11 protein-coding genes are annotated in these 14,472 nt (G+C 45.6%); 1 reads left to right on the top strand and 10 read right to left on the bottom strand.

Features of this window, described 5'->3' with window-relative positions; genetic code table 11:
- A partial coding sequence (locus LAY57_RS17275; RefSeq protein ID WP_249068028.1) for a beta strand repeat-containing protein occupies nt 1-4,086 on the bottom strand: 4,086 nt, incomplete at its 3' end.
- 525 nt (nt 4,087-4,611) lie between these two features.
- Complete coding sequence (locus LAY57_RS17265) at nt 4,612-5,142, bottom strand: pentapeptide repeat-containing protein (RefSeq protein WP_249068026.1); 531 nt, start codon at nt 5,140-5,142, stop codon at nt 4,612-4,614.
- Nucleotides 5,143-5,944: 802 nt separating this feature from the next.
- Between LAY57_RS17265 and LAY57_RS17260 the strand changes: the two genes are divergently transcribed.
- Nucleotides 5,945-6,163, top strand: coding sequence for a DUF4327 family protein (locus LAY57_RS17260; RefSeq protein ID WP_249068025.1), 219 nt, complete (start codon nt 5,945-5,947; stop codon nt 6,161-6,163).
- A 58-nt stretch (nt 6,164-6,221) separates the two neighbouring features.
- Here the strand turns inward: LAY57_RS17260 and LAY57_RS17255 are convergent, their stop codons facing one another.
- The 8 genes from LAY57_RS17255 to ndhL form a co-directional block, all read right to left on the bottom strand.
- Nucleotides 6,222-7,475 (bottom strand): protein kinase domain-containing protein, encoded by a 1,254-nt coding sequence (locus LAY57_RS17255; RefSeq protein ID WP_249068024.1) that lies wholly within the window; start codon nt 7,473-7,475, stop codon nt 6,222-6,224.
- A 160-nt stretch (nt 7,476-7,635) separates the two neighbouring features.
- Nucleotides 7,636-9,750, bottom strand: a complete 2,115-nt coding sequence (locus LAY57_RS17250; protein WP_249068023.1) for a serine/threonine phosphatase — start codon at nt 9,748-9,750, stop codon at nt 7,636-7,638.
- Nucleotides 9,751-9,921: 171 nt separating this feature from the next.
- Entirely contained in the window at nt 9,922-10,569 is a 648-nt protein-coding gene (locus LAY57_RS17245; RefSeq protein WP_249068022.1) for a pseudouridine synthase, read from the bottom strand.
- 163 nt (nt 10,570-10,732) lie between these two features.
- The gene (locus tag LAY57_RS17240; protein WP_249068021.1) at nt 10,733-11,380 is read right to left on the bottom strand and encodes a Uma2 family endonuclease; all 648 of its coding nucleotides are present in this window, start codon (nt 11,378-11,380) and stop codon (nt 10,733-10,735) included.
- A gap of 219 nt (nt 11,381-11,599) precedes the next feature.
- A complete protein-coding gene (locus tag LAY57_RS17235; RefSeq protein WP_249068020.1) occupies nt 11,600-11,782 on the bottom strand; it encodes a hypothetical protein in 183 nt (60 codons plus the stop codon).
- Nucleotides 11,783-12,115: 333 nt separating this feature from the next.
- The gene (gene trpA, locus LAY57_RS17230) at nt 12,116-12,910 is read right to left on the bottom strand and encodes a tryptophan synthase subunit alpha (RefSeq protein WP_249068019.1); all 795 of its coding nucleotides are present in this window, start codon (nt 12,908-12,910) and stop codon (nt 12,116-12,118) included.
- A gap of 114 nt (nt 12,911-13,024) precedes the next feature.
- Nucleotides 13,025-13,330, bottom strand: a complete 306-nt coding sequence (locus LAY57_RS17225) for a DUF3007 family protein (RefSeq protein ID WP_249068018.1) — start codon at nt 13,328-13,330, stop codon at nt 13,025-13,027.
- 24 nt (nt 13,331-13,354) lie between these two features.
- Nucleotides 13,355-13,567, bottom strand: coding sequence for an NAD(P)H-quinone oxidoreductase subunit L (gene ndhL, locus LAY57_RS17220; protein WP_249068057.1), 213 nt, complete (start codon nt 13,565-13,567; stop codon nt 13,355-13,357).
- Nucleotides 13,568-14,472: the final 905 nt, after the last annotated feature.

Raw genomic sequence — 14,472 nt, 5'->3', positions numbered from 1 at the left:
TGAAGCTGCTATTCTGCCTGTATTGATTTTCCCATTCTCGCTTTTTACATTAATATTTCCGCCATTTCCAAATGCCACCACACTGGATTTGATGAAGTCTGTCGAAATGTTGTCGAAAGCGCTAATTTCGATATCCCCACCGCGACTAAAGCCACCAGGAGCATTAATTAAGGTAGTAGTAATTGAGCCATTTTCACTTTTGAGGGTAATGTTACCTCCCGCGCCGCTGATGGCACTATCTTGTCCTGAGATTACAGCGGATGTGATAATATTGCCTTTGGTGATGAGTTCGATCGCACCGCCGTTACCCGCAGTTGAACTAGAGTTCAAGCTACCTTGACTGGTGTCAATAGTTCCTTCAGTGCTATTGAGGATAATACTTCCCCCACTACCGCTACCAGTAGAAGTGGCGTTGAGGTTGGCAGTTGTGATATCTTTGGGAGCAGTTAGAGCGATCGCACCGCCACCAGCACTTGAGCTTGAATCTAACGTACCGGCACTTGTATCGATTTTGCCGGTGATGCTGGTAATTGCGATCGCGCCACCAGAACTGTTAATAGAACCAGTTTTAACATCCTCATTAGCTAACAGTGTAATAGAGCCATTGTTTGCGCCGCCGAGACTGAAACCGCTGAGATCGATCGCACCCAAACTTTCAGGCGATCGCAAAATTGTTGAACTATTTAAAACAACATTACCACCCATACTAATCGTACCACTACCGTTGTCTCGTCCGATAGTGATGGTGTTAAACCCCGGTTGCAAGGCGTTGAAGTCAGTTGAGGATATTTCTAAACTGCTTATATCGGTATCCGTGTTACCACCAAGCACGATATTTTGACTAGGTGTTGTTGGTTGAAGTATGAGGTTATTAGTACCACTTACCGAACTGAAACCTCCAGTAAAGTTAATTTCATCTGCTGTTAAAGTCAGCGCATGGATGTCTGCATTCAAGCTTTTATTGAATGAAATTGTGGCGTTACCTGCGTTTAATATAGCATTTGCATTAAGACTGACCGGACTGTTAAAAGTTAGGTCGCCGTTAGCAGTGGTAATATCACTTGCTATCTCGATATTCTTGGCGCTAGCAAAGTTCAGTCCGCCTATAGGTGTTGTTCCGCCAACATTCCCGTTGAACCGAATCGTACCCGCAGTTCCTGCGGTTAGTGTCAGCAGATGAGCGCCGTTAATAGGGCCATTAAAATTGATATCGCCCAAATTAAACCCAGTGGTTATGGAGATAGGACTTGTGAGCGTAACTGGGCCATTTAGGTCTATATTCCCACCGTTCCCACCTTCAATATTACCAATTGCGATAATGTTGCCCGTGGTAATATTGCTGAAGCCATTAATAATAATTTGACCGCCGCTACCAACAAGACTGTTAGCAGAAGTATCGAGGTTACCCGTGGTAACGTTGTTTCCAGTTATCGTAATTTTACCGCCGTTACCTAAAGTGCCACCCCCTTGAGCAGTAAGGTCACTTGTATTAATATTGCCAGCAGCTTTGATGTCGATATTGCCAGCATTATCCAAAGAATTAGAACTTGAAATCAATCCGGTTGTATTAATGTTGCCGCTATTACTTAGCAGGTTAATTCCGGCATCTGAGCTAATATTGCCAGTATTGATATCTTGGTTTGCTATTAGTGAAATTGAAGCACCGGAACCATTACTGCCGGTAATAGTTGTTCCGTTGGATCTGATGGAGCCTGCCCCAAATGGAGCTTGAATTGTTACCGGATCTAGGAAGATAATATCGCCAATAATAGAGATCGTACCACTGCTATCATCTCGTCCGATCGCGATCGAAGCAAAACCATCTGTCAATTTTGCCAGTTCGTTGGTATTCAAGAAAGTTGTATCTGTGCCGCCAATTTCCAGATTGAGTGTGGGGGTTAATGGCTGCAAAAGCAGATTGCCGCTACCCTTGATGGAAGTAGAATCGCCAGGATCGAGATTTATACTGTCAGCTGTGAGGGTAATATTTCCGGTGCCAGAATCGATCGGGCCACTAACAGAGATGCCGTCAGCAAAAGAGTTTACGCCAGAACTACTTCCAGTTAGGCTAATATTCCCATTCTGGGACTTAATACCATTAGTGACGAGAATACCTTGCTCTCCAGTGGTATTACCGTTGAGGACAATATTACCGCTACCGTTCGTACCGATCGGGCCATTAACTTCGATCCCTCTAAAGTTGCCAGTACTGGTTCCATCTATATTAATGCTGCCGTCTGTTGAGGTAATCGATCCAATTACCCAAACTCCCGTTGTATCGCTGCTTTTTCCAGTTAGGTTAATATTACCTGTCCCGGAAGTAATAGAGCCATCAATGCGAATACCCTCAAAAGTGCTGGTACTTCCATTGAGGATAATATTGCCGCTAGTTGAGGCGATCGAGTTATTAACCTTAATACCCCAAGAACTTGTATTCGTTCCATTGATGGTGATATTCCCCGCACCTGAAGAGAGCGGCCCATTAAGTAACACACCACCCGCACTGCCGATCAGATTAATATCACCGTTATTGGTAGTAATGCTACCGTCAACTGTAACGTTATTACCCGCTTCGGCAGTCAGTCCAACACCAGCAGCGGCAATATTAACCGCAGCATCATTATTAAAAGTAATGTTATTGGTAGCTTGCAGCTTTACATTAGTAGTTGCGTTATTAATTATGGTAACATCGATCGTATTCGCTCCATTATCGGGATCGAAAAATTCATCTATAAAATCCAGCAAGTCAAAATCTCCGTCACCAGCTTGAACGGTGATATTTGTCGGGTCTAATAAAAGCGTTCCAGCTTTGCCATTGGCAGCCAAAGTATTGACATTTCCCCTAAAGTCCAAAGACTCCTTACCCGATACTTCTACAAAACCGCCATTGCCGGATAAAATACCGCCACGAGCTGTAATAGTGCCAAAAGTACGGTTCGTTTGATCTGCCCATACAATTACCTTACCGCCGTTACCGCTTTGCAGCGCATCCGCATTAATTACCGAATCTTTACTTACAAAAGTAGCACTGGCATTGGGCACTGTACCCATACCTTTGTAATCGCCGCCAATCAGGACTGTACCCCCACCCGAATTGCCGTCAGCGTTAATATTGGCGCTGACTACACCAACTTTGTTACCCAAAATATTGATTTGACCGCCAGTTTCACCTGAGACGTTGAGGCTGCCGGAAGCTAGAGCCGTATTCCCTTCTGTTGGTATCCTAATTCCAGAACCCGTTAGCTGTATGCTGCCATCTTGATTAACGGTTACTCCCGTCGCATGACCCCCACTCCCGCCAGTCAGCATTTGGGGTAAGGTTGCGATCGGGAATGTCCAGTTATTCGGTTGAGTAAGGCTGTTTGCTAGAGGTTGAACTTCCAAACTCAGCACGAAACCCGGTTGACTCAGACGCACCACGCTTTCGCCGGGAACTGCCATTACAGTAATCGTGCCTTCAGGCGCTGACAATTGCCCCGTATTGACAACCGTACCGCCCAGCAAAGTTAGATCCTGCCCAGCCCCAACCGCCAAATTACCAGAGTTGACAACAGCTCCAGGCTGCTTCATGGTAAAGGCAAAGGCATTAGGCATTCCTACCAGTGCCGCATAATTATTTTCCCCAGCGGCGTTAAACCAGTTATTGCCAAAGCCAATTCCGTTGGCTGTGGTTGCCATAAAACCAGCTGGTACATTTAAACTCGCATTAGAGCCAAACACAATACCAGACGGATTCATTAAAAATATGTTAGAATTACCACCCGTAACCTGAATCAGACCATTAATATAAGAAATATTTCCGCCATTTATCCGCGCCAGAATATTGACGATATTCGGTTGCGATAAAAAATTAGCAATTTGTCCGGTGTTGAGGCCGAATTCGGTGAAACTGTGAAATAGGTTGCTACCATCTCCTGACTTAGTTCCGCCCGTGATGTCAAGGCGATTTTCTTGAGGGGTGACGACAGTGCCGGTGCCGTCGGGTGCGGGAACTATGGGTTGTGCCGTAGCCGATGCTGTTGCTAGCGCGATCGCACCTGCTAAAGAAAAAGAAAGGAAACAGGCACAATTACTGGTAAATGCCATGCTTCAACCTCTGTACTGAGACAGCTGATAATTTTTATTTTTTTAGCTCGATCTCTTTCTTAGCACAGTAAATAGAATTGTCAATGATTTCATGCCAAGTATCCCAGACCTAAAAGATCTGGGTTTACTTTAGGAGTAATTAGTTGGCAGCTATGTATTACAAAAAGTTAACAAAAAAACCTTCTATCGGTGGACATATCTACCAGGAGCGTAAGCCTCTATAACCTTTCCAGTGCGAGAGCAAGTCACCATTAAGTAATCGCAAGTGGGACATTGAGTTGTGATTATCTCGCTAACGTAGTGACGTTCGCCATGACTGCCGCAGTTGGGACACCGGATCTTCTGTACCATTAGCATTTTAAAATCTCTCAATTTACTCGTTTTTAAAGAAAAAGCCAAAAACTAGCACCCGTAATTGTCGGTTTGAAAAATTAATTTTTTAGGTAATAAATACCTGCGTTAACCCAGACCCTAAAATTCCAAACTTCCAGCTAAATTGAAATTGACATGAATGTCAATGTTTAATTATCTCCGCAAGTTCTCCGAATCGCGAATTCTGCCATCGGGCATAGTTGTTTTCTTGAGAATGGCTCTGCTTAAGTCTACGCCAATCAAGTTGGCTTCTCGGAGAGTCGTGCCCATCAATTCAGCCCCGCTTAAGTCGGCATTACTGAGATCTGCATGGCCCAGAGCGGCAAAACTGAGGCGGGTTAATCTCATGTCGGCACCTCTTAAGTCAGCGTTAGTGAGAAAGGCTTGTTTGAGATCGGCCCCTACTAAATAAGCCTGACTCATGTTAGCGTTGGTCAAATCGGCACGAACAAGTTTGGCACCGGATAGGTTCGCACCTTGTAAGTTAGCACCTGCAAGGTAAGCATTGCGTAGGTCGGCATCGCTGAGATCCATCCGCGCCAGAGGCGCATCGCTGAGGTCGCACCCTCGGCATACCTTTGTTTGTAGCAATATCCTTAAGTGTTGGGGATTATAGGCTCGTGCTGGAGCGGCTAAACCCAAGAAAGTTAACAAGAGAATAGAAGTTAAGAATTGAAGTTTCATATTTCTCATCTGAAAAAAGCGATCGCCTCTAGTATGGAAGACTTGCTGGCCTCAAGCCGGGTTTCCGGTTCTGCGTTCGCATAGTTCGCCTTCTACAGCTTAAGCGATCGCTATGTAACATAAGTTGCTATATATCTTAGGTATTGGTTGCGTTTTAGCCCTCTTCCCTCTTCCCTCTTCCCTTTTCCCTCTTCCCTAGCCCCTAGCCCCTCTTCCCTAGTCCCTAGCTATATTTAGCCTGATTGGCGAGGCGCAGTTTTACTGGTATGCGACTTGCTATTGTGCTATTATGAGTATTGATGTACGATCGCTTATAAATTGCCATTGGTAATAAAAGCAAGACAGACACAGACTTGCTTAAACGATCCATGCTAAGGTGGTAAGGTTTGCAGCAGTAGCCCCAAAATCTAGAATTTTTCTAGATTTTTTCAAGCGGCAACAATCGTGATACACTGGAGATGCGCTTGATTAGTGCGGGTTGCTAAAGCTTACTTGGCGTGAAAACCACAGAGATATTTGGCACAAACTAATCATCAAAAAACCAAATATTTCAAGTTCGCTGCTAATCTTGGCAGTCTCTAACTGGGAAGATCGGGGCAGCCTGAGCAATCAGGAAGCTTATAGCACTTGATCTAGGCTAAACATAAACCGCTAAGTTTGACTTACAGATTTCTGTAGGTTTTTAGAAGCGGTAGAAGTTAGCTTCCCCACAGCACAGAAATAAAAGCACAGGTAATCCCTCACAAGTGGGAAGCGTTTTTCGGTCAAATATTTGCAAAAATCAATCAATTCAATGCAGTTTATGGCTAAGCAAGTTATTCACCCGATGGTGAAGATGCAACGTCAGGTGCGATCGCTTGTGGACTCGAATTTAATCAAACCCAGCGATAGACTATGGAAAATAGCCCTTCTTTACGGAGATGAATGGGCTCACTGGAAAAAAGAGTTGCTCGAATTCGGCTTCACGACCCAAGATCCGATTAGCGAACTGCTAGCTGTAGAAGCCTGGGACGAAGATTAGTTTTAAGCTTTAAGTTAAAAAAGTTTTTTAACTCAAAGCTTAAAATGCAAAACTTTCCCTAAAGGCAAGCAGTCAAAGCTGTAGCTAGCTCCTGAGCGGTTTGATAGCGATCGCGCACATTCGGCTTAGTAGCGCGTTGGATTGCATCTCGCAATTTAGGTGCGATCGTAGGAATATTTTCCAAATGAAACTGGTAAGTTCGACCCTGCTGGCGATAAAACTTGTGGGGCGGTTCGCCAGTGAGCAGGAAAATTAGCGTAGCTCCGACCGCATAAAGGTCAGATTGGGTTACAGGTTGGCCTCGGTCTTGTTCCGGGGCGCTGTAGCCTTCTACGCCTATGCGAGTTCCCAAGGGAGTACCGATTTCTTTAACAGCCCCAAAATCCAGAACTACAATGCGATTGTCAAGCGATCGCACCAATAAATTGGCAGGTTTAATGTCGCGGTGAATCAGCGGCGGGTCTTGTCCGTGGATATAGTTCAAAACATCGCAGATTTGGATCGCCCACTCAATCCCCTGGCTCGGTGCCACTGGCCCAGATTGGTATACCCGCTTCTCCAAATCCTGACCGTGAACTAGCTCCATTACCAGGTATTTTTTACCCCTTTCGCTAAAAAAGTCAAAAAATTGCGGAATTCCTGGATGGTGGAGCGACTTGAGGGCACGAGCTTCGCGATCGAATAATTCTATAGCTTTGCTAATTTCAGCCATATCTGCATTCATTTCCTTGACAACCACTAACCCCTTACCAGCTGCCAGCACAGCGCCAGCATCACCCTGCGCTTCTGGTATCCGAGCGAGGTAAGTAGTGCCCATTCCCCCTTGTCCCAGCGTCCGCAACACCTGATACTGACGGATAGTGCGCTCAACGCGAAGCGGTTGGCCGCAGTGAATGCAGAACAAATTATTTGGGGAATTCCCAGGGTGATTGCAGGGCGATGTTGTAGCAGATCTGGGTTGGGATCTATGCTGGAGTTGGAACTTTAGCACCGGGCCTTTCTGAGCTAACTGGAGCAGAGAACCATCTGTAAGCCAAGCTTGAGACACTAAAATGCCATCCAGGAAAGTTCCATTAGTGCCTTGATTGACCATTCGCCAAGCGCTAGACAGGAAATTGCTTCCAACTCTTGCTCCTGAGATATCAATTCGCCGGAGATCCAGATGGTAGCGGGAAACCCGGCTATCGCTCAAAACCACATCATTATCTGGCGAGCGACCAATCCGAATGACATCCTGGCTCTCAAAGCGCCACTGTTGTTCGGGTTGTTGGGGATGTAATAGGGTCAGCGTGACCGCATCAGAAGATCCCATTAGTCATTAGTCATTAGTTATTAGTCATTAGTTGGGCTAGGGGCCAGGGAAAGTTTTGAGTTTTGAGTTAAAACAGAGAAGAGGGAAGAAGGGGCTAGAGGGGTCAATCCAAAATCCAAAATCCAAAATCCAAAATCCAAAATCGATTGACCGCTAACCATTAGCTGTTGGCAACTCTAGCTTGTTCGAGATCCGGTCGCACTTTCCCCCGAATCAGGACGGCCGTGATATTATCGTGGCCATTATATTGGTTGGCCAAATCGATTAATTCACTTACCCCTTGTTCCAGACTAGCTCGCGAACTGAGGAGTGGTTGAAGATGGGTTTGCCAGTGAGTTTCGATCAGGTCATTATCAGAAAGACCATCGGAACACAACAGCAGCAGGGTATCTTCGTTTAGCTCGAAGAATTCTATGTCGGGAGCGACAAAATGCTCGTTGCGCGGCCCTAGTGCTTGGGTGAGTTGGTAGGAGTCAGGACGGGAATAGGCGATCGATTTTTCCACTCCCCGTTTAATTTCCCGTTGACCGACCTCGTGATCCACCGTGACTTGCTCGATCCCCTGACGGCGACTGAGGCGGTAGAGGCGAGAGTCTCCGACATGAGCTACAGCGACTTGTGTTTCTTGAACCAAGACCATCACCAAGGTAGTGCCCATGCGTCCGCTGCCAGAGCGAGCATCCTGCTGGTTTACATCATAGATAGCTTGATTGGCTTTTAGTACGCCTTGGCGGATGCTATCTTCGTCTGGCAGTTCGTCTTGCCAATGGTCTTGAAAATATTGGCTGAGGGTTTTCACTGCTAAGGCACTGGCAACTTCTCCACCGGCATGACCACCCATACCATCGCAAAGGATATACAGACCGCGAGCCTGGACACTTCGACCCAAGGGAGTTTCCGCCTTGGTGAACAATGTCCTGATGCCAAAGTAGTCCTCATTGTGTCGCCGTTGGCGACCCACATCTGTGCGACCGGCATCTTCTAGGCTGAGCAACTGCATGGGGAGAACAACAGTGGGATCGTTGTCATCGCCACGATCGCTCGGTTCATTAGTTTGATACTCTCTACTGGGAGTAGTCCTGACGTATGAGGATGCGACGCTGAAGTTGAGATCGGGCTCGACGCTCGGCATATCAGTGGGCTGCTGGGTAGTTTCACCTTGGAATTCCGTTGCGATCGCTTGCAGGCGCGATCGCAATTCTTCTATTGTTTGAATTGTATTCTCCTTCAAATCGCTCATCAGGATAGCTATCGAGCCAAATAATGTCCGCCCAGACTCCATAAATAGATGCTGCCAGACTTGTCCTAAAGCTTCCAGTGTTGGCGTGAAGTTATTCGCGTCTTGCTCTAGGCGTAATAGCCCTAGAGATTGGTCTTCATCCACCCGCAGATTACTCATATTCAGCAGACTGGTACCACAATTCTGGGCTGCTAGGGCTACCCACATAGACGCCATTTCGTGGAACAGCTGCAACAGCTGCATCTGCGGAATTTCTTGATCGTGCCACAGGTCTAATAACATAGGCCAGTCAGACCTGTCTTCTAATAACACCACCTGCTGGCCGTTACTATCGAGCCAAGCATCGTGAATTCTTGGCAGCGCTGGATATAACTGCGATTCTAGAGCCAAATACGGTTTGGCTAGAGGTGGAAGCGAAGGCATCGATGCCGACAAATTGAGGATATTTCCTTCTTCTGTGTTTTGCTGATGGAGCAAGACTTCTAGGGGAGTTGCTTGCAGGGGCTGACAATCCAAAACTCGCACCTGCACTTCCCCCATTGGGTTTGGCGTTGACCTTTCTAACAATTGATAGCGCTGTTGGGAGTCTAAAAAAGTTTTCTGGGTTAACCCTGATGCGGGGGTGGGATTTTTATCGCTGCTGACAGGTTGGGGGAGATTTTCTTCCCTATCTGTCTCAGGATGGTCATTATCCCACCACACCTGGATTTCAGTTGAATTTTCTTGTGCAGCAGTCCCCGGAGATAAGGGAGTACCTTCGCTCGCTAAACCAGTTGCTCTTGGCAAATTCAAAGCATCCTCTATTTTAGGTTTTTCTGGGTGAGAGGATTCATGTAGTGGCGCATCTGCCCGCTCTAAAATAATGCCCAACCACAAGGTGCCTGTAAAAGTGCCGCAGTTTTGACATACTTTAGCGCTGTAAGCAACTTGAGTGCCACATTCTGGACAGGCTTTGTGGGTTAAAGAGGCACCACATTGCTGACAAAATTTGTTTGTATCCGGGTTTTCAAACTCACATTGAGAACAGACAAGCATTTTGGGCACTTCCTTAATTCCCTTTCCTTGGCCTTTTAATGGTGGATGGTAACTCAGCCGCAGCAGTTCCTAGCGCATGGCCCTAGATCCAGGTTAACCGATCTGTAGGGTCTGGGGTATTGGCGATCGTTAGTTAGCCTTCCTTGATAGCTTTCTCCATGCTTCCTATTTTTAAGTTTTAATTTTTAATTTGTTAAGTTTTAATTTTTCAAGGAGGAGTTCGAGTTCGACAGGGGTTAAATCGCGCCACTGACCGGGTTGTAGACCTTCTAAACTTAGGTAATAGCGTTGGCTTGACCCAGTTTGGGGTTCGATCCCGATCGCGAAGCGTACCAGTCGCAACGTCGGAAATCCTACCGCTGCCGTCATCCGCCGCACTTGACGATTACGCCCTTCTGTTAGTGTAATCTCTAACCAGCACGTCGGTACGTTTTTGCGAAACCGGATTGGTGGATCGCGGGGTGGTAATGTTGGTTCGGCTGGCAAGATTTTTACCAAAGCCGATCGCGTGCGATAATCTTGAATCGTTACACCCTGTCGCAAACGCTCTAATGCTTCCTCATCGGGTATTCGCTCCACCTGTACCCAATAAGTGCGCGGATGCTCGAATTTGCGATCGCTCAAGCGATGCTGGAACTGTCCGTGATTCGTCAGCAGCAGCAGTCCCTCACTATCTCGGTCTAGACGACCGATCGGGTAAACTGACGGAATAGGTATATAGTCTTTGAGAGTCCCTCTTTCGTTTTCAGCGCTCTCTTTGTCTGTAAACTGGCTTAAAACGTCGTAAGGCTTGTAAAAAAGAAGGTATCGATAGGGCATGGGTCATAATCCCAATTACTAATTTTCGTTAGATATTAAAGTTTAGACTCGATAATCGATTTTGTTATAGCAACTTTAGGGCGATTAAGGCAACTCCAACTGTTACCTTTACTCCATAATCCTTTAGATCGTAAGCTTTTTCCTCTTCCCTCTTCCCTAGCCCCTAGCTATATAATCTCTCCCTCACCCAATTCCGAAACGCTTTCATTGTCGCATTTCTACCCACAACTTTACTTTCTTCGACATACTGATGAATCACCTCGCGTAACTGCGGAAATCGTGAAAATATTCGGCTATTTTCCGATTCAATATATTTGTTATCTTGCAGCACATTAATTTGCAACCTTTGTCCATTATATCGCCACAATTCGGTCACGCCTAAAGCTTCGTAATTTGTGAAAGCAGTACGTGATGTGATATCAATTTCAATCGCTAAATCTGGCGGAGGGTCAATGGTTAAATCGATTTTTTTCTTACCTCGGATAGCTGCTTCATTTTGGATGTAGAAACTAGCATCTGGTTCTACTCCTTGTGCCATATTTTCCTTTTTGAAAGTGGTAGAACCAGAATCTATAAAATCGATATCCAGTTGTTCAAGTAAAATTTTGACAAAATCGCCAATAAACCCTTTGTCAAATTCATGTTCTAGCAGTGGTGCCATAATCTCTAAAAATCCTTTGCTGTAAGAAATTCTCGTTGCGCGACTTTCTCCTAATTCGTCTAAAATTTGCTCGAACATCTGCCAACTGATGTCTTTCAGTTGCAGAACATTGCCTGGGGGGATAATTAATTGTTTTAGTTCTATCTGCATAGTTTTACCACCTTTAATCGGCTAGCTAAAATATAACATCTCAAAAGGTACGTAGTTGCGCTTTAGCGCTAAATCATTGTTGACTTGTAGTTAAAATTTAACTATGATTTGAGTAGAGAAGTTATCGATTTGCTATGGGATTTTTTTTTACCACAGATGAAACACAGATGAACACAGATGAACACAGATGTAGATGTAGATTTGGGCTATTGTAGAAACTCAGTTTCTCGTTCCACCAAAGTGTTCGGGGCGACGTTGCACGGTGTCGTTAAGAGTTTTGATGACTATGTGCTGTCCGTTGGCAGTTGTGGCAAGATAGGTAATGCCAAAACCACCATCGCCGAGTTTTCTTTCGATGGTGTATTTGCCGTTTTGGAGTTTATGCCCGTTTACCCAAGTCATTTTTCCCGATTTGGTGGCGCTTGGGTTTATTATGCTCTAGAAACCGGGTTTCTGGGGCGACTGTTAAGAAAAAGCTGTTCCTGTTCAAAATCTTTGTGCTAGGTGAACATAACATATCTGTGTTCATCTGTGTTCATCTGTGTTTCATCTGTGGTAAAAATTTAAACTATGATTCGAGCAGAAAAGTCTCGATTTGCTATGGAAGTTTTTTTTAACCACAGATATCCACAGATGAACACAGATGAACACAGATGTAGATGTAGATTTGGGATATTGGTATATGATTATAGTCCGACAGGGAATAAGTTCCCTGTCTCATAGCGATAGAAAATATCAGTCTATCGCTTGCTTCAAACTATGACAAAATTCTTCAATTGATTTCAATCCTTCTTCCGGCGTTCCTTCTACTAAACGTTTGACAAATGCACTTCCCACAATTGCTGCATCAGCACCCCAATCTTTTACCTGTTTGGCGTGTTCGGGTGCGGAAATACCAAATCCTACACCTATCGGTTTATCGGTGATGGTTCGCATTTGTCCTAATAAACCTTGCACTCGCGATTCTAATCCCGATCGCATCCCCGTGACGCCAGTTACACTAACTAAATAGATAAATCCTTGGGACTTTTGCGCGATCGCATCAATTCGTTCTGGGGAACTCGTCGGCGCTACCAACAAAACTATATCAATTCCTAATTTTGCCGCCGGTGCGAGCAAAACTTCAGCTTCTTCGAGGGGTAAGTCAGGTACGACTAAACCACTTACACCTGCTTTTGATATCTGCTGTAAAAATTTGTCAACGCCCCGGTTGAGAATCGGGTTGTAGTAGGTGAAGAGGATGATAGGCGATCGCAAATCCGGTATGACGCCCTCTAACATCTGCAAAACATCATCTAACTGAGTCCCCCTAGCCAAGGCGCGAGTAGCCGCCGCTTGAATTACCGGGCCATCTGCCAAAGGGTCTGAGTAGGGGACACCCAGTTCAATAATATCAGCACCGCTGCGATCGAGAATCCGTAAAGCCTTCGCTGTCGTCTCCAAATCTGGATCGCCAGCCGTGATGAAAGGAATCAGGGCGCATTGAGAGCGATCGCGTAAAGCTGCAAAGCAATCCGAAATTAAAGTCATCTCTTATTAGTCATTAGTCATTGCTCATCAGTCATCAGTCATCAGTCAAAAGGTTAGTAAATAGTAGATAACTTCTTTTTTATCACCTATTACTAACATACTAAAGACTGATGACTAATGACTCTTTTTCTGTTCTATTTCAGTCTGCATCTTCGCCAGTTCTTCAGGAGTCAGTTCTTCCAGCCGTTTCTGTAAAACCGCTTCCTCATAATCTTTCAGTTGCTGGTTATAGGTCATCTGTTTCGTTCCGGCTCGGAATAAGTAAGTCAGCAACCAACCGATTAAGCCTCCAATCAACAACACCTGACTCCAGATACCAGCTTGCAGGCTATCTAGCCCAGCCACCTGCAAAACAAGATAAGCTAAGCCACCAGCAGCGAACACGCCCAGACCAATACCTATAACATCAATTCGTCGCATTTTAAGGTTGACCCATTACACTTTTCATACCTCAATCTGCCGCCGCTTGGGTCGAAAATTTAAAAACGGCGCAAGCAGCAACAGTCCTGGGAAGAAAAAGAAAACCAGGAAATACATAAAAGTACGCTCAAACGAACTAGCCACATACCAGCGGTTTTGCAGGTACATAAATAACGCCAAGGGAATTACCAGTAAGTAAGCCCCACCCAAAATCAGATACAGAAGTGCAACAAGCATTGGTTTTAAAGCAGCAGCAACTTTATAACAACGACCTTCGAGAAGATCGACCAGGGCTTTTGACCACCCACAGGATATGGCCAAGAGCCACGTTCAATACATTTTACTGCTTTCTGTGTTTTTTCCGTCAGGCAGAGTGGGTAAATGCCGTAATTGAACGCACCTCTCTTGGGTTAGGGAGGCCCAAGAAGCGGAATTTCGTCAAAATCTTTCAGAAAACCTAGCAATTTGTGTAAACGTATAATCAAATGGTGCAATAATAGTACACAGCTAACCACAGCCAAGCCAACTTTGGGGGCGTGGCGGAATGGTAGACGCTACGGACTTAGGCAACTGAGCCTTGATTGAGAAATCTGTCAAGTGACCGCTCTCAAATTCAGGGAAACCTAAATCTGGCAACAGACAAGGCAATCCTGAGCCAAGCCGATAGATTTGAGATTTGAGATTAGCCCCAAATCCTAAATTCTTTCGGAAGGTGCAGAGACTCGACGGGAGCTACCCTAACGTGAAGCCGAGGGTAAAGGGAGAGTCCAATTCTCAAAGCCTGGGTACTATCCCAGAAGCAGTAGCGAAAGCTGCGGGAGAATGAAAATCCGTTGGCCGTAAAAGGCCGTGTGGGTTCAAGTCCCTCCGCCCCCATATCATCTGTTTTCCCCCTTGGAGACCCCCGTCATAGCTATCCTGAGCTTGGCGGTGGCAGGAAAAGGGGGTATTTTCATGGGATATTGAACCCCATCAAAATATAAGGGCAAAGGAAGGCAAAAACGGTTGAACTTGCCGCTTGCTAAAGAAAAATGGTACAACTAGATTATTGGGATAAGCGTACTCCTTTAACTCCTCGCTCCTGTTGTCCCCCGCTATAACTGTACCCAGTTTAGCGGCGGGATACTTCGGCAGGCTCAGTA

Origin of the sequence: Argonema antarcticum A004/B2, from assembly GCF_023333585.1 — a bacterium.
In the GTDB taxonomy this organism is placed as follows: Bacteria; Cyanobacteriota; Cyanobacteriia; order Cyanobacteriales; family Aerosakkonemataceae; genus Argonema; species Argonema antarcticum.
Note: the sequence above shows the minus strand (reverse complement) of the source record. Positions and strands in the feature narration are given on the sequence as shown.